Source organism: Aminobacter aminovorans, assembly GCF_900445235.1.
In the GTDB taxonomy this organism is placed as follows: Bacteria; Pseudomonadota; Alphaproteobacteria; order Rhizobiales; family Rhizobiaceae; genus Aminobacter; species Aminobacter aminovorans.
Map to the genome: position 1 here is coordinate 2,117,070 of NZ_UFSM01000001.1, position 21,940 is coordinate 2,139,009.

A 21,940-nucleotide genomic window follows, 5' to 3' on the forward strand; every position below is an offset into this window, starting at 1 on the left:
AGGCTCCGCACAAATGACTCGTAATTGTCCGGCGCGATCCCTAATCTCCTTCTCGCAAGGGTCAAGGAGTTCTTTATGGGCACACCGACCAGACCGCCGCTGGGGGATCTCGCCAAGAGGCTCCAGCGCAGCCGGGCCGAACGTGAGCGCAGGCCGCGCGACGGGTTCCTGCGCGAGACCTTCGTGTTGCCGCGCAACGACGCACGGCTCAAGGCGCAGGAGTGGTTCTCGCGCTGGCCGAAGCAGGCTTACTGGACCGAGATCGAAAGCTGGTTCGAGCGCCCCGGCGACGTCATCGAGTTCACTATCCGCCGCCTGCCGACATCGGACTGATCTTCTCTAACCGAGACTGAGTCGGGCTGCCGCGCAACCGCAGCTGATGGCTGCAAGCCATTGGTGCGGGATTCAAAACAGCTTTCGGTGCCCTGGCTAACCAGCCGGCCGTTTCGCAAATCCCTTGACCAGGATCGGTCCCGTCGGCTTGCCGGTCGGCGAGCCCGGGCGTGGTTCGAGCGTGATCTCGTAGAGCTGGTCGGCCGCGGGCACAGGCAGCGTCTGGCCCTTGAGCGTGGTCACCTCGGCGCTGGACAGCGTGCCCAGCGAAACCGGGCCGACCGAGGCGTCGTAGAGCGTCCACACCTGCATGATCTTGTCCTGCGGCACCTCGAAATCGGCAAGCGGGATGATCTTGAGGCTGTTGTCGGCAAAGGCCTCGAACACCGCTCCCGTGGTGTTGTCGGGCGTCTGCAGCACCACGAGCACAACCGGCTCCGGCGTCGTCTTCATGACGAAGCCGCCGGCATAGCCGAGGCCGAACGCGGCCGCGAGCGACGCTGCCAGGGCGAGTTTGCGCCAGGGGGGCGCCTGCGTCGCGCTGTTTTGATTGGCAGCGCTTTGTTCCGGCGGCGAAGCGCCGTGGTCCTGCGGCAAGGTTGCAATCTTGCCCAGGATTTCGTCCCACATGCCGGCAGGCACCTCAGTGGGCTTCGCCGTGTGGTCGAGGCTGGACATGCGTTCGGCGAGCCGTCGCACGGTCTCGGCAAATTCCGGGTCGCGCTCCATCTTGCGCTCCGCTTCGGCGCGTGCGTCGTCATCCAGCAGACCGAGCACATAGTCGCCGGCGTGGGCAAGGCGTTCGCTGTCGCTGCTCATGACAGGCACTCCTGCAAGGCGATGACGCCACGGCGAATCCAGGCTTTGACTGTGCCCAGCGGCGCGTTCAGTTTCGCTGCGATCTCGCCATGCGTGTAGCCCAGCACATAGGCCAGCAGGATCGACCTGCGCCGTGGTTCGTCCAGTTGCCTCAGGCAATGCTTGAGCGCGTCGGCCTCGTCGAGAGCCTCGAAGGCCGCGTCGGCGCTGCTGTCGCTTTCGCCGTGCCTGGCCATGTCGTCGCCTGTCAGATGCAGGCGCTGGCCGTCACGCAGCATGTTGAGCGCGCGGTTGCGGACGATGGTGGTCAACCAGGCGCGGGCACTGCCGCGCGCCGGGTCGAAGCGCGGCGCATGCTTCCAGGCGGCGATGAAGCCTTCCTGCACTGCTTCCTCGGCGAGATCCTTGCGGCGCAGGATGCGGCGGGCGATGGCGATCAGCCTGCCGGCCTCGCTGGCGAAAAGGTCGCCGAGCGCCTCGCGGTCGCCGCTTGCGACCCGAAGCATCAGGCCGTCACAGAATTGGTCGCTTCGTTCGACAGCCGACATGCGGTCCCTTCTCGCCCGTTTGCAATGATACACGCCGGATGCATCTGGGGATGCAAGCCCTTTTGAGAAATTTGCCGCGTTCCTGCATCCAGAACCCGATCCCGTGGGTAAGGCCGGCGAGCGACGCAAAATCGCCAGCGCTCACCGACCAACGAGAAGGAGATCGACATGAACCGCATCGCACTGCATATCGCCCTTGCCGGCACAATGCTCGCCGGCTTTTCCGCAGCGGCAGTGGCTGCTCCGGCGCTTGGCCTTTCCGGCGACAAGACCTTGATCTGGTTCGACACCGACAAGCCGGGCGAGGCCAGGAAGATCGAGGTGACCGGGGTCGACAAGCTCCATGGAATCGACCTGCGATCGTCCGATAACATGGTCTATGGCCTGGCCGGCGACGGCTCGCTGGTCACCATCAACCTCGACACCGGTGCGGCTGCGGCGGTGTCGAAGCTGTCCAAGCTGCCGCCCGAGGGCGCCAAGGTCAGCGTCGACTTCAATCCGGCAGCCGACAAGCTGCGCGTTATTGCGTCCGACGGCACCAATCTGCGTGTCGATCCCGCGACCGGCGCGGTGACCGAAGACGGCAAGCTCGCCTTCGAGGCAGGCGATGCGAGCGCCGAGATGCCGACCGAAATCATTGCCACCGCCTATACCAATTCCTTCGGCAAGCCCGAAAAAACGGCAATGTACGACATCCATGCCGGCGGGATGTTCCTGCAGCAGACCAAACCGAATGACGGTACGCTGAAGACGATCGGCAAGCTCGGCATCGAGCCAGGCGACGCCGTCGGCTTCGATATCCAGACGTCGGAAGATGGCGCCAACACCGCGTGGCTGGCCACAGGCGGCATGCTCTACAAGGTCAACATGGAGAGCGGTGCTGCTGAAAAGGCGGGCGAGGGCCTCGATGCCGGCTTGCGCGACCTGGCTATCCTGCGCTGACGCATCGAATACCACCGATCCGGGACGGCAACGCCCCGGATCGGCCGTTTTCACTCCACCAGCAGCCGCCGCGGCCCTGGGCCCTGGCGCGCCAGCCGGTCCTCGCGGTTCCGCAGCGGGCATTTGTCGATCGACATGCAGCCACAGCCGATGCAGTCGGTCAGGCCGTCACGCAGCTTCTTCAATTGTTCGATGCGGTGGTCGAGGTCGTGGCGCCAACCCGTTGAAAGCAGACTCCAGTCCTCGCGTGTCGGCGTGCGTCCGTCGGGCAGGGCGGCGAAGGCTGCGGCAATGTCTGCCAGCGATATGCCGACATCCTGGGCGATCCTGATCACCGCCACCCGCCGCAGCACATCACGCGCATATCGCCGCTGGTTGCCTGAAGTCCTGTGGCTGTGGATCAGCCCGCGCGTCTCATAGAAGTGTAGCGCCGAGACGGCGACTCCGCTGCGCTTGGCGACCTCGCCGACAGTCAATTCGCTTGCCATCGAAATTCCTGCTTGACCTCAATATTAGTTGAGGTTGTACGAGGATATCCTTCACCGTGCAAGGAAGGATAACGATATGGCGAGACCGGCTTCAGACAACTGGAACGACAGTGCGCCGGGAGGCTGTTTCACTGCGGCAGTGCAGCGTATGGCGGCCGCCTTGTCAGCCGAGCTGGCGCATCGCCTCGCCGGTCACCATCGCCGCACTCAACGCGACGTTGAGGCTGCGACCGCCGCCGGGCATCGGGATCAGCAGCCGCTCGAAGGCGAGATCGTGGACGTGGTCGGGCACCCCGGCCGATTCGCGGCCGACCATGACGATGTCGCCCGGTTCGAAGCGGAAATCCGTGTAGGCCACGGTGGCTTTCGTCGACAGCAGCACCAGGCGACGGCCTTCATGCTTACGCCAGTCCTCGAAGCGGTCGAAGTCGACATGCCGGGTCAAGGTCGCCATTTCGAGATAATCCATGCCGGCGCGTTTCAGCGATCGGTCGGAGATGTCGAAGCCGGCGGGTTCGATCAGGTCGACGGCGATGCCGAGGCAGGCCGCCATGCGCAGGATCGTGCCGGTGTTGCCGGCGATGTCGGGCTGGTAGAGGGCGATGCGGAATTTGCCGTTCATGTCGATGTCCTAATCTGTGGCGGCAAGGCCACAGCAAGTCGTGCCCAAGCAAAAAGTGACGATGATGCTGTGGCGTTCTGCCGCGAAGGGGAGTATACGGCCTGCATTGTCAACCCGAACCGATGGAGGGGTACATGATGTTGCTTGACACACACCGCCCCGACTGTGGGCGACGTACTGCCTGAGGGCGGACCGGTTCGACGACTTTTCCTGACAATTCCAGGTATTTTCGCATCGCGGTCCGCAGAAGCCCTTATCCGGTTTTCGAAGGACAATTCCGATGTTTGCCAACATCCCCAACGGGCACAATGCCCGTAACGAACACGACTCTGCATTTTCTGCCCACCGCAACGAGATAGCCGAAGCCAGGCATCGTGCCATGATGCTGGCGCTCGGCGCGCATCAGCCAAAGGCGAACCCTCCGGTTCGCCAGCGACCGCATCGCGGCATGCTGCCCGACGTCGACATGAGCAATGTCGTCGTCGACCCCAGCTACCGGCCGCTGTTCGGCCGCATCAAAGCCCTGATCGGCCGGCTTGTCGGCCGCTCGGGTGCGGCCCGGCCTGCTGCCAGGCCGGTGTCAGGAGGCAACCGCTGAGGATTCGCCGAATCCTCAGCGGTCTTCTACATTCCGAGGGCCCCCGCCGTGGTTAAGATGATCCGGCGCATAATGGCCGTGCCAGTGGCTCTCCAAGATACGTCCCACGCGGAATTCGCCACGTGCCGCATACCGAACTGAGAGACTGAGATGTTCCGCTGGTTTGAAAACAGACTGAATCCGTTCCCCGTGGAGGAACCGGTCGAACCGCCGAAGACGCTTGTCGCCTTCTGCCTGCATTACACCAAGGGCGCCTGGACCTATATCGTCATTGCCGCCGTGCTGACGTCGCTGATCGCGCTCGCCGAAGTGTGGATGTTCGGCTTCCTCGGCAACATCGTCGACTGGCTGTCGAACCAGAACCGCGAGACCTTCCTGCAGAACGAAGGCTGGAAGCTTGCCGGCATGGCCTTCATCGTCATGGTCATCCTGCCGGGCATGGTGGTGCTGCAGTCGCTGGTCAACCAGCAGACGCTGATGGGCAATTATCCCATGCGCATCCGCTGGCAGGTCCACCGCTACCTGCTCAAGCAGTCGATGAGCTTCTACCAGGACGAGTTCGCCGGCCGCATCGCCACCAAGCTGATGCAGACAGCGCTCGCCGTGCGCGAATGCGTGGTCAAGCTGATCGACGTACTCAACTACGTCATCGTCTATTTCCTCGGCGTGCTGTTCATCGTCGGCTCCGCTGACATCAGGCTGGCAGCACCCTTGATCGTCTGGCTCTGCTGCTACGTGCTGTTGCTGCGCTATTTCGTGCCGCGCTTGGGCAAGCTCGCCGAGGAGCAGGCCGACGCACGCTCGACAATGACCGGCCGCGTCGTCGACAGCTACACCAACATCCAGACCGTCAAGTTGTTTTCCCATTCGCGCCGCGAAGCGTCGTTCGCCCGCGAAGGCATGTCGCTGTTCATGGACACGGTCTACCGATCGATGCGGCTGGTGACCTCGCTCTATGGCGCGCTCTACCTACTCAACTCGACGCTGCTTCTGTCGGTGGGCGCCCTGTCGATCTCGCTGTGGCTCAATGGTGCGGTCTCCATCGGCGCGGTTGCCGTCGTACTCGGCCTCGTGCTGCGCCTCTGGGGCATGTCGCAGTGGATCATGTGGGAGGTCTCGGGCCTGTTCGAGAGCATCGGCACCGTCCAGGACGGCATCACCTCGATCTCGATGCCGCGCCTGGTCGAAGACAGGCCCAACGCCAAGGAGATCGTCGTCGACAAGGGCGCGATCGCCTTCGACAATGTGCGCTTTCACTATGGCAAGAAGAAAGGCGTCATCGAGGATCTCAGCCTGACCGTGAGGCCAGGCGAGAAGGTCGGCATCGTCGGCCGCTCGGGTGCCGGCAAGTCGACCCTGGTCAACCTGTTGCTGCGCTTCTACGACATCGAGGGCGGCCGCATCCTGATCGACGGGCAGGACATCTCGGCCGTCCAGCAGGACAGCCTGCGCGCACGGATCGGCATGGTGACGCAGGACACCTCGCTGCTGCACCGCTCGGTCGCCGACAACATCCTCTATGGCCGTCCCGACGCCACCGAAGAGATGATGATCGAAGCGGCACGCCGCGCCGAAGCGCTCGACTTCGTCGCCACCCTTGCCGACCCCAAGGGCCGCAAGGGCTTCGAGGCGCATGTCGGCGAGCGTGGCGTCAAGCTGTCCGGTGGCCAGCGCCAGCGCATCGCCATTGCCCGCGTCATGCTCAAGGACGCGCCGATCCTGATCCTCGACGAAGCGACCTCGGCGCTCGATTCTGAAGTCGAAGCCGCGATCCAGGAAAACCTCTACCGTCTGATGGAGGGCAAGACCGTCATCGCCATCGCACATAGGCTGTCGACGATCGCGGCGATGGACCGGCTTGTGGTCATGGACAAGGGCCGTATCGTCGAACAGGGCAGCCATGACGAACTGGTGGCCAGGGGTGGCATCTATGCCTCGCTCTGGCAGCGCCAATCCGGCGGCTTCCTGCTTGACGACGTCGCCGCCGACGCGGCCAACGACGCTGAAGCCAAGGGCCAGGCGGCGGAGTAGGACAGGTAAAGATCGAGGCCTTCCGCCGGAGTGGAGGGCCTCTTCATTCCAAGGGCCAGACCGGCCCTCATCGTAATGTGAACGCACCGCCCAACATTCGCCCGGCTTGGCGGCACGTTTCTCCTGCCAAGCTGTGGTTGCCTCCGCAACCTGTTTGGGCCGAAAATAGTGAGTCGTTGCCGCCAGATAGCCCAGAGTGCTGATGAACAGAATCTACAAATGGTTCGAAAGCTGGGTCTATCCCTTCCGGGAGCCGAAGGATCTCAGGCCGCCAGCAACCGTCTGGGGCTTCCTCTGGCATTATGTTGGACAGGCAAAATTCGCCTTCTTCGCCATGCTGGTCATCGGAGGCATCGCTCCCCTTGTCGAAGCAGGGCTGTTCTATTTCGTCGGCCGCCTCGTCGACATCCTTGACGGCTTGCCCGCGGACCGCAGCTGGGCAGCGCTGTGGGATGTCGCCGGCCCAGAAGTGCTGTTCATGGCGCTTGTGGTGCTGGTCATCCGTACCCTCGTGGTCGGGTTGTCGGCGCTTGTCGACGAACAGACGATCACGCCCGGCTTCTACAATCTTGTGCGCTGGCAGGCGCACCGACATGTCTCGCGGCAGTCCTACTCCTTCTTCCAGAACGACTTTGCCGGCCGCATTGCGACAAAGGTCTGGCAGGCGGGGCAGGCGACCGGCGACCTGATGGAAAGCTTCATCGAGGTCGTCTGGTTCATGCTGGTCTACACCGTCACCACGCTTGCGGTGGTAGCCGGCCTCGACTGGCGGCTCGCTGCACTGGTGGTCGTGTGGATCGTTGCCTTCGGCTTCCTCGCCAATCATTACCTGCCCTCGATTCGCAAGCATGCCGAGGCGACCGCCGAGGCCGGCTCGATGATCAATGGCCGCATCGTCGATTCCTATTCCAACGTGCAGACGCTAAAGCTGTTCGCCGCCGATGGTGACGACCGTTACATCCGTTCCGGCTTCGACATCTATCTCGACGCGCTCAGGCCATTCACCCGCCGGCTGACCGGTGTGCGCCTGGCGCTGACGGCACTTTCGGGCGTCATGATCACGGCAATCGCCTGGTATTCGATCCATCTGTGGATCGAGGGCACGATCAGTGTGGGCGCCGTTGCCTTCACACTCAGCCTCGTGCTGCGCCTCAACATGCTGCTCGGCCGCCTGATGATGCAGCTCAACGGTATCCTGAGGAACCTTGGCGTGCTGGAAAACTCCAAGGCGCTGATCAGCCAGCCGCTCGGCCTGGTCGACAGTCCCGACGCGGGTGACCTGGTGGTCAAGGGCGGCGAGATCCGTGCCGACAAGGTCGTTTTCCACTACGGCAAGGGTGGCGGCGTCCTCGACGGCATCGAGTTGACCGTCAAGCCCGGCGAGAAGGTCGGCATCGTCGGCCCATCGGGCGCCGGCAAGACCACGCTGGCCAATCTCATCCTGCGCCTCTACGACCTGGAAGGCGGGCGCATCCTTATCGACGGCCAGGACATCGCCACCGTCACGCAGAACTCCCTGCGCGGACAGATCGGCGTCGTCAGCCAGGACACGGCGCTGTTCCATCGTTCGCTGCGCGACAACATCAAGCTCGGCAAGCCCGACGCATCGGATGAAGAGGTCGTTGCTGCCGCGCGCAAGGCCGAAGCGGACGACTTCATCCAGACGCTTGCCGACAATCGCGGCCGCCAGGGCTATGATGCCTTCGTCGGCGAGCGCGGTGTCAAGCTGTCGGGCGGCCAGCGCCAGCGCGTGGCGATCGCGCGCGTCTTCCTCAAGGATGCGCCGATCCTGATCCTCGACGAGGCGACGTCGGCGCTCGACAGCGACATCGAGGCGGCGATCCAGGAAAACCTGCACGCCCTGATGCAGAACAAGACCGTGCTCGCCATCGCGCACCGGCTGTCGACCATCGCCGCTCTCGACCGGCTGGTCGTGCTCGACAAGGGCGGCATTGCCGAACAGGGAACGCATGACGAGCTGCTCGCGCTCGACGGCCTCTACGCCCGCCTGTGGAAGCGCCAGTCCGGCGGCTTCCTGTTCAACGAGGATGGCGTCCTCGACGAATCGAGGCCGGCGTGATGGTTACTGTCGTGCGAAGCACCCCCCTCTGGCCTGCCGGCCTTCTCCCCCGCAAGGGGGGAGATCAGCTGTCATCGCAGCCTGCTTCAATCACCATCGTTGCAGGACGAGAGCTGCAGCCGACGAGACTAATCTCCCCCCATACGGGGGAGATGGCCGGCAGGCCAGAGGGTGCCTCACGTATGCGACAGGCCTCGCACCGACCTCGGCATAGTGCCTCATGCCAACCTCAACTGAACATCTGGTGCCAATCTACGCGAAGCGCCTCGCGCTACCCCGTGCTGAACACCTTCCGCCAGCCCGCGCGGAGCACGCCATGACCCCCGATCCTTTCCAGCAGAAATTCTGGCGGCGCTTCGAAGGCGCGATTGATCCGTTCCAGGACACCGAACGCGAGGTGCTGCCGGAAAGTGCGTGGGCCTTCATCCTCTACTTCGCCCGCCAGGCGAAGGGGCCGTTCACCTTGCTTTTGATAAGCGGCTTCCTCGCGGGTGCCATTGATGCGGCGTTGTACTGGTCGGTCGGCTGGCTCATCGACCTGCTCGACGCCACCACCCCGCAGCGGCTGTTTGCCGACCACTGGCCCGAGCTCGTTGGCCTGCTCGTGCTGATCCTCGTCGTTCGCGCCGTCATCATCATCGGCTCGGCCGTCGTCGAGCAGCAGGTCGTCGTCCCCGGCTTCTTCTCCATGGTGCGCTGGCAGGCGTTCCGGCGTGTCATCGAGCAGCCCTATGATTTCTATCAGAACGATTTCGCCGGCCGCATCGCCACCAAGATCGTGCAAGGTGGCGAGGCGGTCGGCGACTTCATCGTCAACGTGCTGCAGACGATGTGGGCGTTCCTCACCTTCGTGCTCCTGTCGCTGACCATCCTGGTCTCGCTCGACCCGCTGATGGGAGGCGTGGTGCTCGCCTGGTTCGCCGGCTACGCCGCGATCGTCTATTTCCTGTTGCCGGAGATGCGCCGCGCCGGTCGCGCTACTGCCGACCAGCGCTCGATCTTCAATGGCCGCCTCGTCGATGCCTTCACCAACATCATGGCGGTCAAGCTGTTCGACAGCGGGAGGCGCGAGCACGCCTACGTCCGTGACGGGCTCGAAAGCTATCTCGGCGCGGTGTTCAGGTTAACCCGCTCGATCACGACAGTGCGTTCGGCGGTGGCGCTCATCAACGGTGTGATGATGTCGGCGGTGGCGGCGATCTGCATCTTGAGCTGGTCGCGCGGCGAAATCTCCACCGGCGCCATTGCTGCGGCACTAGGCCTCGTCTTCCGGCTCAACCAGATGTCGGGCTGGATGATGTTCAACATCAATGGGCTCGTCCGCAACTACGCCACCATCCAGGACGCCACCCGCACCATCTCGGTGCGCCCGGCGATCCGCGATGCCGAGAACGCCGCCGTGCTGCCGCGCGCCTCCGGCGACATCCTGTTCGACAACGTCTCCTTCCACTACGGCAAGGGCAGCGGCGTCATCGAAAACCTCAATTTGCACATCCGGCCGGGCGAGCGCGTGGCACTTGTCGGCCCATCGGGTGCGGGCAAGACCACTATCGTCAACCTCGCGCTGCGCCTGTTCGACGTCGAACAGGGCCGCATCATGATCGACGGTCGCGACGTGCGCGACATTACCCAGGCGTCGCTGCGGGCCCAGTTCGGCGTCGTCAGCCAGGATGCGATGCTGATGCACCGCTCGATCTCGGACAATATCGGCTATGGCCGGGCAGGGGCATCACAGGCCGAGATCGTCGACGCCGCCCGCCGAGCCGCGGCCCACGACTTCATCGTCGATGTCGCCGACCCGCGCGGCCGTCGCGGCTACGACGCCCATGTCGGCGAGCGCGGCGTCAAGCTGTCTGGCGGTCAGCGCCAGCGCGTGGCCATTGCCCGCATGATGCTGAAGGACGCGCCGATCCTGATCCTCGACGAGGCGACGTCGGCTCTCGACAGCGAAGTCGAGGCGGCGATCCAGGACAATCTCGACCGGCTGATGGAGGGCAAGACCGTCATCGCCATAGCCCACCGCCTGTCGACCATCGCTGCCCTCGACCGGCTGATCGTGCTCGACGAGGGCCGCATCGTCGAGGAGGGCAGCCACGACGCGCTGATCGCCAAGGGCGGGCTCTACGCGCAATTGTGGAAGCGCCAGTCCGGCGGCTTCCTCGCCGACCGGCTCGCGGCGGAGTAGGATCGCGCCATGCCGGTCTTCAGTCTGGAGCCTTTGGTGCCCGATTCAGCTGCTTTCCAGGGGTTGCGGGAGACGAGCCTTGAGGAGGGCTTCAGCATGCTGCAGCGTCTCCAGGAACATTGGCGCGACGGCAGCAACACTTTTTCGAAGCCCGGCGAGGCGCTGCTCGGCGTCTTCGTCGGCGCATCTCTGGTCGGTGCCGGCGGACTCAACATCGATCCCTATCTCGCTGGCGGCGGTTCAGGTCGCGTTCGACATGTCTATGTCGGCCCCCGGTTTCGGCGCCATGGCGTCGGCCGATTGCTGGTCGAGGCCATCATCGCCCGTGCCCGCCCGGAATTTGCTGTGCTGAACCTGCGTGCCCCCGACACAGCGCATGCGTTCTACGAAGCCCTGGGGTTCAAGCCGGTGGAGGGTGAGAAGTTCGCCAGCCATCGCCTGATATTCGCTCAGTCATCTCAGGGGAGCTAGCGATGTCCTCCGTTCGTCCGCCCTCGATCCTCTCGAACCGCTCCGAACAGACGCTCAATGTGCTCGAATACGAGTTCCTCGCCGAAAAGGCGGCTGCACTCGGCCGCGCCGGGGAGCGGGTCGGCGAAGCGCTCGGCAAGCTCAACCTGCACCAGGGCGACGCCGAGCAGCGCCGTGCGCTCGTCAAGGCTGCGGCGGACGCGGTCTATGTCTATTTCATCCAGCGCGAGCTGTGCGGCCTGCGCAAGCATGACGACGCCATTCGCGACTATGCCATCCCGCGCGAGGTGTTGGTGCGACTCGGCGCGAGCTAAACCTTTGGCGACGCTTTTCCGGTGCAAGGGCAGGGCGCCCTTGTCGATGCCAAAGCGCGCTTATGTCAGGGGCTGCTGAACAACCCGCAAACCCGCCGCCACCGGCGCTTTGGCAGGGGTTTTCCACTGCTTTGCATCGTCCCCGCGACAATCTGCCCATGTGCCGTGTGCCGTCTGGACAAAAAGGGCCTTCACGCATAAACCGAAGTCCAAATGCCGGAGGAATTCGCTAGCCTGGTTGCCATGCGCTGTCGGGCGTGCATCGTTGAGCGGGGACAATTGCTCAGCCTCCGGTTGGAATTGAGGCAAAAGGATCAGTCCCGTGAGCGCAACCGATACGAGCGAGCCAAATCGCCGCGATTTTCTCTATGTCGCTACCGGCATGGCCGGTGCAGTCGGCGCCGCCGCCGTGGCTTGGCCCTTCATCGACCAGATGCGCCCGGACGCCTCGACGCTCGCCGCTTCGTCGGTCGAGGTTGACGTCTCGTCGCTCACGCCGGGCATGTCGCTGACGGTCAAGTGGCGCGGCAAGCCGGTGTTCATCCGCAACCGCACCCCCGAAGAGATCAAGGCGGCACAGGAAGTGCCGATGGCCGACCTCAAGGATCCGGTCGCGCGCAATGCCAACATTTCCAGCGACGCCCAGGCGACCGACATCGATCGCACCGCCGGCGAAGGCAAGGAAAACTGGCTGGTCATGGTTGGCGTCTGCACCCATCTGGGCTGCGTGCCGCTCGGCCAGCAGGGTGATTTCGGTGGCTGGTTCTGCCCGTGCCACGGCTCCCACTACGACACGGCGGGCCGCATCCGCAAAGGACCGGCGCCGGAAAACCTTCACATACCGAATTTCCAGTTTCTTTCCGACACGACGATCCGGATAGGCTGAGGCAGGGGGACATAATTCCATGAGCGGTGGACACTCGACCTATTCGCCCAAAACCGGCATCGGCCGCTGGATCGATGCACGCATGCCGCTGCCGCGGCTGGTGCACGACTCGTTCGTCTCCTACCCGGTTCCGCGCAACCTGAACTACGCCTACACCTTTGGCGGCATTCTCTCGATCATGCTGGTGGCGCAGATCATCACCGGCGTCGTGCTGGCCATGCACTATGCCAACGACACGACGCTCGCCTTCCAGTCGGTCGAAAAGATCATGCGCGACGTCAACTCCGGCTGGCTCTTGCGCTACATGCACTCCAACGGTGCGTCGTTCTTCTTCATCGCCGTCTACATCCACATCATGCGCGGTCTCTACTACGGCTCCTACAAGGCGCCGCGTGAACTGCTGTGGATCCTCGGCTGCATCATCTATCTGCTGATGATGGCGACCGGCTTCATGGGCTACGTTCTGCCCTGGGGTCAGATGTCCTTCTGGGGCGCGACCGTCATTACCGGCTTCTTCACTGCCATTCCGCTTGTCGGCGAGTGGGTCCAGCAGCTGCTGCTCGGCGGCTTCGCCGTCGACAATCCGACGCTGAACCGCTTCTTTGCGCTGCACTACCTGCTGCCGTTCATGATCGCCGGCGTCGTCGTGCTGCACGTCTGGGCCCTGCACGTCACCGGCCAGACGAACCCGACCGGCATCGAAGTGAAGTCGAAGACCGACACCGTTGCCTTCACGCCCTATGCGACCATCAAGGATGGTTTCGCCATGGTCGTGTTCCTGGCCGTGTTCGCCTACTTCATCTTCTACATCCCGAACTTCCTCGGCCACCCCGACAACTACATCCAGGCCGACTCGCTGAAGACGCCTGCGCACATCGTTCCGGAATGGTACTACCTGCCGTTCTACGCGATCCTGCGCGCCGTCACCTTCAACATCGGGCCGATCGACTCCAAGCTCGGTGGCGTGCTCGCCATGTTCGGTTCGATCGCCGTGCTGTTCGTCGTGCCGTGGCTCGACACCTCGAAGGTCCGTTCGGCCGTGTACCGTCCGTGGTACAAGCTGTTCTTCTGGCTCTTCGTCATCAACGCGATCTTCCTCGGCTGGCTCGGTTCGCGCCCCGCTGAAGGTGCCTATGTGATCATGTCGCAGCTGGCCACGCTCTACTACTTCGCATTCTTCCTGGTCATCATGCCGGTTCTTGGCCTGATCGAGACTCCGCGCCGCTTGCCCAACTCGATCACCGAAGCCGTGCTCGAGAAGAACAAGAGCGGCTCGGCTCATCCGGCCGGTGCAACCGCTGCGCCCGAAACCCGCGGCTGAACCAACGAGAATCTGAAAGGGATTTTGGAATGAAAAAGATTCTCAACGGTCTGGCGGCCATCGGCTTCCTTCTCGCCGGCACCGCCGGCGCGGCGGTCGCCGCCGAGGAAGCGAACCACGCTGCCGAGCCGACACACTTCCCGATCCACAAGCCGAAGGAAATGGACTGGACCTTCGCCGGACCGTTCGGCACCTTCGACAAAGGCCAGCTCCAGCGCGGCCTCAAGATCTACAAGGAAGTGTGCTCGGCCTGCCACTCGATGAACCTGGTGGCGTTCCGCACGCTCGAGGACCTCGGCTACTCCGAAGCGCAGGTCAAGGCTTTCGCCGCCGAATATGAAGTGCAGGACGGTCCGAACGGCGAAGGCGAGATGTTCACCCGCAAGGCGCTGCCGGGCGATCACTTCCCGTCGCCCTTCCCGAACACGGCTGCCGCCGCTGCCGCCAATGGTGGCGCTGCTCCGCCCGACTTCTCGCTGATCGCCAAGGCGCGCGGCGTCGAACGCGGCTTCCCGACCTTCGTCTTCGACATCTTCACGATGTACGCGTCGAACGGCCCCGACTACATCCACGCGCTGCTCACCGGCTATGACGAACAGCCGCCGGCCGGCATGGAAATCGCCGAGGGTACGCACTACAATCCGTTCTTCATCGCCGGCAAGTCGCTGGCCATGGCCAAGCCGCTTTCGGACGGCCAGGTGACCTACGAGGACGGTTCGCCAGAGACGGTCGAGCAATATTCGCGCGACGTATCGGCGTTCCTGATGTGGGCTGCCGAGCCGCACCTTGAGGCACGCAAGCAGACCGGCTTTGCCGTCATGATCTTCCTGGTGCTGTTTGCTGGCCTCGTCTACGCCACCAAGCGCAAGGTCTGGGCCAACGTCGCCCACTAAGCCGCACCGCAGAACGATAGTGAAGGGCGCTCGCAAGGCGCCCTTTTCTTTTGCCGTCCAAACCGTCACAACTTCCGCTGCATCCCCGGTGCCGAACCGGGATGGTGCGCGAACCACAGCGCCAGGGCGTTGATTGCGGGGAGGCCCCCGCGGCGCCGCCGGCAACGGAGCCCCCGCCGATGAACACCTCGCTCGAACAGACGCTGCTTGGCGCCATCAGGACGATCCCAGACTATCCGCGCCCCGGCGTGATGTTCCGCGACATCACCACGCTGCTCGGCAATGCCCGCGCCTTCCGCCGCACCATCGACGAGCTCGTCCATCCCTATGCCGGTGCCAAGATCGACCAGGTCGCCGGCATCGAAGCACGCGGCTTCATCCTCGGCGGCGCCATCGCCCACCAGATGTCTGCCGGCTTCGTGCCGATCCGCAAGAAGGGCAAGCTGCCGCACGAGACCGTGCGCATCGCCTACAGCCTCGAATACGGTCTCGACGAGATGGAGATGCACAAGGACGCGGTCAAGACGGGCGAGAAGGTCATCCTCGTCGACGACCTCATCGCCACCGGCGGCACGGCAGAGGCCGCCGTCAAGTTGCTGCGCCAGATCGGCGCCGACATCGTCGCCGCCTGCTTCATCGTCGACCTCCCCGAACTCGGCGGCCGCAAGAAACTTGAAGCACTTGACGTCGACGTTCGCACCCTGATCGCCTTCGACGGACATTGAGGGGCGTACTGCCCATTGCAGCGTGGAGAACTTCTCCACGCTTCTGCGCTTTTCTGATCGGTTCGTTGCGCATTTGCATGGTTGCAGGAACGCGACCCTGATGTCGCTTGCCTCCGCTCGACCGGATGTCCAGCCAGGCTCGAAAGCCTAAGACGCTCGCTCGGTTCCTTGCGCCATTTGCGGTCTCGCAGGCCGCTTGCCGCTGAAACAATCGAAACACTCTCGTGGCGGTTCAGAAAAACAGCTGAAATCGACGCGGCGTAGGACTGGACATGCCGCGAGTGCGGCAGGTTCAACCGGCCAAGCGCGGCCCTCCATTGCCCGAACCCAAGATCGCGGCAGAGGCGCGGGTGCGTCTTGTTCCCAACACGAGTGTTCGACAATGCTGAAGTCAACTGCTTCGCACGAGTTTCCCGAGCGGCTCCGCGCGCGCCTCATCGGCCAGGACCATCCCGGCTATGAGGCGGCGCGCAGCCTTTACAACGCCATGATCGACAAGCGGCCGCGCTGGATCGTGCCCTGCGCCGACGTCGGCGACGTGGTTGCGGCGGTCAATCATGCCCGCGACCGCCAGCTGCTTGTCGCCATTCGCGGCGGTGGCCACAACGGTCCTGGCCTGGGCAGCTGCGACGGTGGCATGGTCATCGACATGTCGCCGATGAAGCGCATCGACATCGACCCGGTTACGCGCACCGTTCGCGTCGAGGCAGGCTGCACCCAGGGCGACGTCGACCGGGCGACCAGCGTGCACGGGCTGGCGGTGCCGGCTGGCATCGTGTCGAGCACGGGTATCGCAGGGCTGACGCTTGGCGGCGGCACTGGCTATCTGACCCGCAAGCACGGCCTCACCATCGACAATCTGCTCGCCACCGATATCGTTCTGGCCGATGGCAGCGTCGTCACCGCAAGTGCTGATGAGCATCCCGAGCTGTTCTGGGCGCTGCGCGGCGGCGGTGGCAATTTCGGCGTCGTCACCCGCTTCACCTTCCAGGCGCATCCGGCGAAAGACGTCTATGCCGGGCCGATCTTCTACGACATCGCCCATGCGGCCGAGATCATGCGCTGGTACCGCGACTTCCTGCCAGAGGCGCCACGTGAACTCGGCATGTTCTTCGGCATGAAGACGGTGCCTTCCTGCGATCCGTTCCCACGCGAGATCTGGGGGCGGCGCATCTGTGCGCTGATCAGTTGCTACAACGGCCCCGAGGAGGACGGCATCCGGGCCATGGAGCCGATGCGTGACGCGCTTCCCAAGCCACTGATGGACGGCATGATGAAGATAGGTTTTGCCGACCTGCAGGGGCTGTTCGACCCGCTGCTGCCCAAGGGGCTGCATTGGTACTGGAAGGGCGACTATGTCGACGAACTGTCCGATAGCGCCATCGCGGCCCATGTCGAGCACGGCTCCAAGAGCCCGAGCGAACTGTCGCTGATGCATCTCTACCCCATCGACGGCGCGGTCCACGACGTGGCCCACGATGCTACCGCCTGGGGCGCACGTCGCGCCCGCTGGTCGATGGTCATCGCGGGCATCGACCCCGACCCGGCGAAGGCGCCGGCGCTGAAGCACTGGGCAAGTGCCTACTGGGCCGCGGTGCACAAGCACAATGGGCATGGCGGTGCCTACATCAACTTCATGATGGACGACGAGGGCGAGGCGCGCGTGCGCGCCGCCTATGGCGGCAACTACCAGCGCCTGGTTGCCGTCAAGCGCCGCTACGACCCGGCAAACCTCTTCCGCGTCAACCACAACATCCGGCCGTAAGCCGGCGCCTGCGACGAACATTCTGCCATCCGTGGGAAACTTCTCCACTGGTGGCCGTTTCTTTTTGCTGCGCGCGCCCGATACTAGTCGCCAGCGTCGTGATCGGTCGCACCCCTCTGGCCTGCCGGCCATCTCCTCCACAAGGAGGGAGATCAGTCGCGTCGCCGTCGGCGCCTTTTCTGAGAGGCCGCAAGGGGCAAGCAGCTACGTCGGTGACTAGGCGAGGCGTCTATGAAGGCCTGATCTCCCTCCTTGTGGAGGAGATGGCCGGCAGGCCAGAGGGGGGTGCGAAGGATCGAGAGGTGGAAGATTGGCTTCGTGCGGCACCCTCCGAGCCAGGGGAGATTAGGGGCAGATCATAACTGAGAGATCTTGGCTCTGCCCCTCATCCGGCCCTTCGGGACCACCCTCTCCCAGAAGACGGGGTGAGGGGAATGTCCAGCGCTAATCCACCTTCACCAGCACGGCGCTGTCGAACTCGATGACCTTGTCGCCGGTCGAGTCGAAACCTTCGGAGTGCAGTGTCATCATCCGCCAACCAGGGCGCGTGGCGAGCGGGCGGTGGTCTATGCCGCGCCGGGTGAAGGTCACCGTCTCGCCGGCGAAAACCGGCTTCAGCCATTTCAGGTTCTTGAAACCGGGCGATGGACCGAATTCGGGCTTCGGTCCGGGACCGTCCCAGGTCCGGCCGCGATGCGCCAGGTTGAGCTTCATCCACGCCGCCGTGGTGTGCCAGCCCGAGGCGCACAGGCCGCCGAAGACGCTTGCCTTGGCAGCTTCCTCATCGGTGTGGAAGGGCTGCGGGTCGTACTTGCTGGCGAAATCCTTGATCGCCTCGGCGCTGAAATGATGGCTGCCGAGCGTTGTGGTGACACCGATGCCGAGATACTCGTCGAGGGTCATTGAGCTGCCTCGCGGGTCAGGAACATACAGGTGTTGACCAGTTCGAAGACGGGCTCACCCTTCTGGTTGACCAGTTCGGCGCGCCAGCTGACGAAGCCGAGCCCAGGCTTGGAGCGCGACAGGCGGCTGGACAGGATGGTCAGCTTGCCACCCAGCACGTCGCCGGCCAGCACCGGCTTTTTCCACTTGGCGTAGTCGATGCCTGGCGCGCCTTGCGAGGTCGAGTCGAGCAGCAGGGCATCGCACAGCATGCGCATGAACATCGAGCAGGTGTGCCAGCCAGATGCCGACAGCCCACCGAGAATGCTCGCCTTGCCGGCCTCCTCATCGAGGTGGAAGGGCTGGGCATCGAATTCCGAGGCGAATTCGATGATCTCCTCGGCGACTACGACCTTGGAACCGAGGTCGATGACGACGCCCTCGGCGAGTTCCTCATATGCCCATGTCTTGCTGCTGCTCATCGGCAATCCTGTTCAAGCTTGTACGATAACCTTGGACCGACCCCGCGGGTCACGCAAGGCCGGCCACAGGGCAATCGTTGGCTCAGAGCCAGCCGCGGCGGCGGAACCACCAGAACGGCAGGATGGCCGATACCACCATCAGCCCGATCGCCATGGGATAGCCGAACATCCATTTCAGCTCCGGCATCAGGTCGAAATTCATGCCGTAGATCGAGGCGACCAGCGTCGGCGGCAGGAACACCACTGCCGCCACCGAGACGATCTTGATGATGCCGTTCTGCTCGATGTTGATCATGCCGAGCGTGGCGTCGAGCAGGAACGTGATCTTCTGCGACAGGAACGAGGCGTGGTCGGTGAGCGACAGCACGTCGCGCGACAGCGTCTTCACCCGTGCCTTGGCATCCTTGCCGTTCTTGCCCTGGGCCAGTGCATTGGCGAGGAAGCCCGACAGGCGCTGCAGCGAGGTCAGGCTGTCGCGGATGTTCGACGTCAGCGACTCCTTGCGGCCGAGATCCTTGAGGATCTGCTGAAAGCCCCGGTCGCGGCTGGAGGCCTTGGTTCCGGTCGGGTTGAAGATGTCTTTCGACAACAGTTCGATATCGCGGGACACGCGCTCCAGCACGTCTGCAAGGCGGTCGACAAGCGCCTCCAGCAGCCCGACAAGGATCGTTTCGCCCGAGGTGCAGCCGATCGCCGCCTTTTCGGCGCGCAGCGGGAACGCGAGGAACGCCTTCGGTTCGTGATAGCGGATAGTGACCAGCAAGTTGCGTCGCAACACGAACGTCACCGGCGACATCACAGGGTCGTCACTGTCAGATTGCGACGGCAGCGTGGCGGTCATGAAGTAGGCGCCGTCCTCGACATAGAGGCGGGACGAGATCTCGATCTCCTCCATTTCCTCGCGCGTCGGAACGCCAACGCCGAGCCACTGCTCGACGTCGGCTTCTTCCTGCTTGGTCGGATTGAACAGGTCGGCCCAGACAATGCTGTCCTTTTCGGCCGTGATGGAGCCTGCAAGGCGCAGACGATCGTTTTCCACGACGAATGCCTTGATCATCGTCGGTCTCCCATATTGGAGCTGATATCGTGCCCGATCTTGGGCGGGGTTATAGGATTGCGCCGCAGGATCACGAATGGCCGGGCAAGCGCCTAGGCGCGATAGACCTGCGCGCCTGCGACGTCAAGTTGCAAATCGATAAGGTGATGCCGGGCCGGCAGCCGCTCAGAAGAACTCGTCGAGCAACTGGTAGTAGGACAGCTTGGCCGCGTCCGCCTCGGGCAGGCCGTAGAGCGCGAGGAAAGGTTCGATCCACTCTTCGCCGAGATTGAAGTGGATGCTCCAGCAGGCAAGCGCGAGGTCCTGGTGCAGGTCGGCAACACCAAGCCGGCTGCAATCGACAAAGCCGGTGAAGCGGCCGCCATCGGCCACGAAATTCGGCATCGAGGCGTCGCCATGTGTCACGACGAGGGTCTCGGATGCCGGCCGTCGCGCCAGAAGCTCGCCGAACACCTGCTGTGCGGTCTGGCCGAGCCGTTCATCGTCGAAATCGTATTCATCGACCTCGCCGGCCTCGGCGCGGGCCTTGGCGACGGCGATGCGTTGCCCGAGGCGGTGATCGAACGGGCAGGTGGCGACGTCGAGTGCATGCAACCGTCGCAGCGCGTCGGCCATGATGGCGATGGCCTTGTCGGGCGCCATTTCTTGCGAAACGAGATCCCGTCCGGCAACTGCAGTCATCAACAGCCAGTGGTGACCGGCATGCGTTTCGAAGACGAAGACCTCAGGGCAGGGAATGCCCTGGTTGCCCAGCCAGCGCAGTCGGGCCACCTCGTCAGGCAACTCGGCGAATTTGCCTGACAGCTCGGTCTTGAGGAACAGCACAGGCTTGCCGTTGGCCGTCAGCTTGAACACCCCGGCATCCGAATGACCGATTGTCTGCCGGTCCCAGCTGTAGCCCGCCAGGGCTTCACGCAGCGACGCGGGAATATCCATCTCGGAATGTGCGTGCTGTTTCATCCAGTCCCTCAAAGCGGTCGCTTTTGGCGCGGGGTAGCATCACTGTCGTCCCTCGTGGGGGCCAGATAGGTATTCGAAGTTGGGCCGTCGAGAACAATCCGGTTGATCGTGCGTAAGTCGGTCGACGTTTCGTGTGCTGGATTTAGCTGCATGAACAAAAAAGGCCGGGGTGACCCCGACCTTTCTCTAGCGTCTCAACATCCAGTGCCAGTACATCCGTGGTCAAAGCTGGAGACGATCTGCAAAACTCCAGGCAACCGTAGCCAGGCTTGGTTAGCAAAAGGTTAACGCTGCATGGACAAAAAGCCGGACTCGCCAAGGCCGGGCGACCGACTGGCTCATTCCCAAAAGAAAAGCCCCGCGGAGCGGGGCTTTCGTACGCGGGCATGATGGTGCCAAGCGATCAGGTGTTGAACTTGAACAGCATCACGTCGCCGTCCTGGACGACATATTCCTTGCCTTCGTCGCGTGCCTTGCCGGCTTCCTTGGCCGGGACTTCGCCGCCAAGGGTGACGAAGTCGTTGAAGGCGATGGTCTGGGCGCGGATGAAGCCGCGTTCGAAGTCGGTGTGGATGACACCGGCAGCCTGGGGTGCCTTGGCGCCCTTGTGCACGGTCCAGGCCCGCGTCTCCTTCGGGCCCACGGTGAAGTAGGTGATCAGGTGCAGGAGCTCATAGCCGGCGCGGATGAGCTTATCGAGGCCCGGCTCGTCGAGGCCGAGATCGGCGAGGAATTCCTGCGCCTCTTCGTCGGGCAGCTGTGCCACTTCGGCTTCGATCGCAGCGGAGATGACAACAACGCCGGCGCCCTGTGCCTCGGCCATCTTCTGGACGGCCCGAGTGTGCTCATTGCCGGTGGCAGCGTCGCTTTCGGCGACGTTGCAGACATAGAGCACCGGATGCGAGGTCAGAAGGTTGAGGCCCTGCAGGATCTCGAGATCCTCGGCAGCAATGCCCTTGAGCAGCAGGCGTGCCGGCTTGCCGTCCTGCAGCAGCGCCAAGGCCTGCTCCATCATCGGCAGGATCGTCGTCGCTTCCTTGTCCTTGCTGGCCGCGCGCTTGCGGAACTGCACGATGCGGCGCTCGAGGCTTTCGAGATCGGCGAGCATCAACTCGGTCTCGACAGTCTCGGCGTCGGCGACGGGATCGATGCGCCCTTCGACATGGGTGATGTCGTCGTCTTCGAAGCAGCGCAGGACGTGCACGATGGCGTCGACTTCACGGATGTTGGCGAGGAACTGGTTGCCCAAGCCTTCACCCTTCGAGGCGCCGCGCACCAGGCCGGCAATGTCGACGAAGGAGATGCGGGTCGGAATGATCTCTTTCGACTTGGCGATGTTGGCCAGTTGCTTGAGGCGCGGATCGGGAACCGCGACCTCGCCGGTGTTCGGCTCGATGGTGCAGAACGGATAGTTCGCCGCCTGTGCGGCGGCTGTGCGCGTAAGCGCGTTGAAAAGCGTCGATTTGCCAACGTTGGGCAGGCCGACGATGCCGCATTTGAAACCCATGGTCTTCTGGTCCTATCGGGAAATCGGAATT

The 21,940-nt window shown here is 63.6% G+C and carries 22 protein-coding genes; 13 read left to right on the forward strand and 9 right to left on the reverse strand.

What is annotated here, in order from left to right:
* Positions 1-75: 75 nt before the first annotated feature.
* Positions 76-333 (forward strand): hypothetical protein, encoded by a 258-nt coding sequence (locus tag DY201_RS10360; protein WP_115731127.1) that lies wholly within the window; start codon positions 76-78, stop codon positions 331-333.
* 96 nt (positions 334-429) lie between these two features.
* Here DY201_RS10360 and DY201_RS10365 read toward each other — a convergent pair whose 3' ends face one another.
* Positions 430-1,152 carry an anti-sigma factor gene (locus DY201_RS10365; protein ID WP_115731128.1) on the reverse strand — a complete coding sequence of 241 codons (723 nt, stop codon included), beginning with the start codon at positions 1,150-1,152 and terminating at the stop codon, positions 430-432.
* Complete coding sequence (locus DY201_RS10370) at positions 1,149-1,700, reverse strand: sigma-70 family RNA polymerase sigma factor (RefSeq protein ID WP_115731129.1); 552 nt, start codon at positions 1,698-1,700, stop codon at positions 1,149-1,151. The genes DY201_RS10365 and DY201_RS10370 overlap by 4 nt, the downstream gene beginning before the upstream one ends.
* A gap of 168 nt (positions 1,701-1,868) precedes the next feature.
* On the opposite strand from DY201_RS10370, the gene DY201_RS10375 reads away from it, so the two are divergent.
* Positions 1,869-2,642, forward strand: a complete 774-nt coding sequence (locus tag DY201_RS10375) for a DUF4394 domain-containing protein (protein WP_245431953.1) — start codon at positions 1,869-1,871, stop codon at positions 2,640-2,642.
* Positions 2,643-2,692: 50 nt separating this feature from the next.
* On the opposite strand, the gene soxR is transcribed toward DY201_RS10375, so the two are convergent.
* Both soxR and DY201_RS10385 read right to left on the reverse strand, forming a co-directional pair.
* Positions 2,693-3,130, reverse strand: coding sequence for a redox-sensitive transcriptional activator SoxR (gene soxR / locus DY201_RS10380; protein WP_172582921.1), 438 nt, complete (start codon positions 3,128-3,130; stop codon positions 2,693-2,695).
* A gap of 163 nt (positions 3,131-3,293) precedes the next feature.
* Positions 3,294-3,752 carry a tRNA (cytidine(34)-2'-O)-methyltransferase gene (locus tag DY201_RS10385; RefSeq protein WP_115731131.1) on the reverse strand — a complete coding sequence of 153 codons (459 nt, stop codon included), beginning with the start codon at positions 3,750-3,752 and terminating at the stop codon, positions 3,294-3,296.
* 280 nt (positions 3,753-4,032) lie between these two features.
* Between DY201_RS10385 and DY201_RS10390 the strand changes: the two genes are divergently transcribed.
* The 11 genes from DY201_RS10390 to DY201_RS10445 all read left to right on the forward strand — a co-directional run bounded on the left by DY201_RS10390 (position 4,033) and on the right by DY201_RS10445 (position 17,021).
* Positions 4,033-4,350, forward strand: a complete 318-nt coding sequence (locus tag DY201_RS10390; RefSeq protein ID WP_115731132.1) for a hypothetical protein — start codon at positions 4,033-4,035, stop codon at positions 4,348-4,350.
* A gap of 150 nt (positions 4,351-4,500) precedes the next feature.
* The gene (locus tag DY201_RS10395) at positions 4,501-6,381 is read left to right on the forward strand and encodes an ABC transporter ATP-binding protein (RefSeq protein ID WP_115731133.1); all 1,881 of its coding nucleotides are present in this window, start codon (positions 4,501-4,503) and stop codon (positions 6,379-6,381) included.
* A gap of 202 nt (positions 6,382-6,583) precedes the next feature.
* Positions 6,584-8,461, forward strand: coding sequence for an ABC transporter ATP-binding protein (locus DY201_RS10400; RefSeq protein ID WP_172582922.1), 1,878 nt, complete (start codon positions 6,584-6,586; stop codon positions 8,459-8,461).
* A gap of 316 nt (positions 8,462-8,777) precedes the next feature.
* A complete protein-coding gene (locus DY201_RS10410; RefSeq protein WP_115731134.1) occupies positions 8,778-10,646 on the forward strand; it encodes an ABC transporter ATP-binding protein in 1,869 nt (622 codons plus the stop codon).
* 96 nt (positions 10,647-10,742) lie between these two features.
* Positions 10,743-11,117, forward strand: a complete 375-nt coding sequence (locus DY201_RS10415; protein WP_245431954.1) for a GNAT family N-acetyltransferase — start codon at positions 10,743-10,745, stop codon at positions 11,115-11,117.
* A 2-nt stretch (positions 11,118-11,119) separates the two neighbouring features.
* Positions 11,120-11,431: a DUF6665 family protein gene (locus tag DY201_RS10420; RefSeq protein ID WP_115731136.1), complete on the forward strand. Its 312-nt coding sequence runs from the start codon at positions 11,120-11,122 to the stop codon at positions 11,429-11,431.
* 322 nt (positions 11,432-11,753) lie between these two features.
* Positions 11,754-12,317 carry a ubiquinol-cytochrome c reductase iron-sulfur subunit gene (petA, locus tag DY201_RS10425; RefSeq protein WP_115731137.1) on the forward strand — a complete coding sequence of 188 codons (564 nt, stop codon included), beginning with the start codon at positions 11,754-11,756 and terminating at the stop codon, positions 12,315-12,317.
* Between the two features lie 19 nt (positions 12,318-12,336).
* Positions 12,337-13,638 carry a cytochrome b gene (locus DY201_RS10430; RefSeq protein ID WP_115731138.1) on the forward strand — a complete coding sequence of 434 codons (1,302 nt, stop codon included), beginning with the start codon at positions 12,337-12,339 and terminating at the stop codon, positions 13,636-13,638.
* A gap of 29 nt (positions 13,639-13,667) precedes the next feature.
* Positions 13,668-14,531, forward strand: coding sequence for a cytochrome c1 (locus DY201_RS10435; RefSeq protein WP_115731139.1), 864 nt, complete (start codon positions 13,668-13,670; stop codon positions 14,529-14,531).
* Positions 14,532-14,710: 179 nt separating this feature from the next.
* Positions 14,711-15,256, forward strand: coding sequence for an adenine phosphoribosyltransferase (locus tag DY201_RS10440; protein ID WP_115733712.1), 546 nt, complete (start codon positions 14,711-14,713; stop codon positions 15,254-15,256).
* Positions 15,257-15,638: 382 nt separating this feature from the next.
* On the forward strand, positions 15,639-17,021 hold the full coding sequence (locus DY201_RS10445) for an FAD-binding oxidoreductase (protein ID WP_115731140.1): 1,383 nt from the start codon (positions 15,639-15,641) through the stop codon (positions 17,019-17,021).
* Between the two features lie 444 nt (positions 17,022-17,465).
* On the opposite strand, the gene DY201_RS10450 is transcribed toward DY201_RS10445, so the two are convergent.
* From DY201_RS10450 to ychF, 5 genes are all read right to left on the reverse strand, one after another.
* Entirely contained in the window at positions 17,466-17,924 is a 459-nt protein-coding gene (locus DY201_RS10450; protein ID WP_115731141.1) for a MaoC family dehydratase, read from the reverse strand.
* Positions 17,921-18,385 (reverse strand): MaoC family dehydratase, encoded by a 465-nt coding sequence (locus DY201_RS10455; protein WP_115731142.1) that lies wholly within the window; start codon positions 18,383-18,385, stop codon positions 17,921-17,923. The genes DY201_RS10450 and DY201_RS10455 overlap by 4 nt, the downstream gene beginning before the upstream one ends.
* Positions 18,386-18,467: 82 nt before the next feature.
* Positions 18,468-19,442 carry a magnesium/cobalt transporter CorA gene (gene corA / locus DY201_RS10460; RefSeq protein WP_115731143.1) on the reverse strand — a complete coding sequence of 325 codons (975 nt, stop codon included), beginning with the start codon at positions 19,440-19,442 and terminating at the stop codon, positions 18,468-18,470.
* Positions 19,443-19,607: 165 nt separating this feature from the next.
* Complete coding sequence (locus DY201_RS10465; RefSeq protein ID WP_115731144.1) at positions 19,608-20,402, reverse strand: APH(3')-II family aminoglycoside O-phosphotransferase; 795 nt, start codon at positions 20,400-20,402, stop codon at positions 19,608-19,610.
* Between the two features lie 403 nt (positions 20,403-20,805).
* Positions 20,806-21,909 carry a redox-regulated ATPase YchF gene (gene ychF, locus DY201_RS10470; RefSeq protein WP_115731145.1) on the reverse strand — a complete coding sequence of 368 codons (1,104 nt, stop codon included), beginning with the start codon at positions 21,907-21,909 and terminating at the stop codon, positions 20,806-20,808.
* Positions 21,910-21,940: the final 31 nt, after the last annotated feature.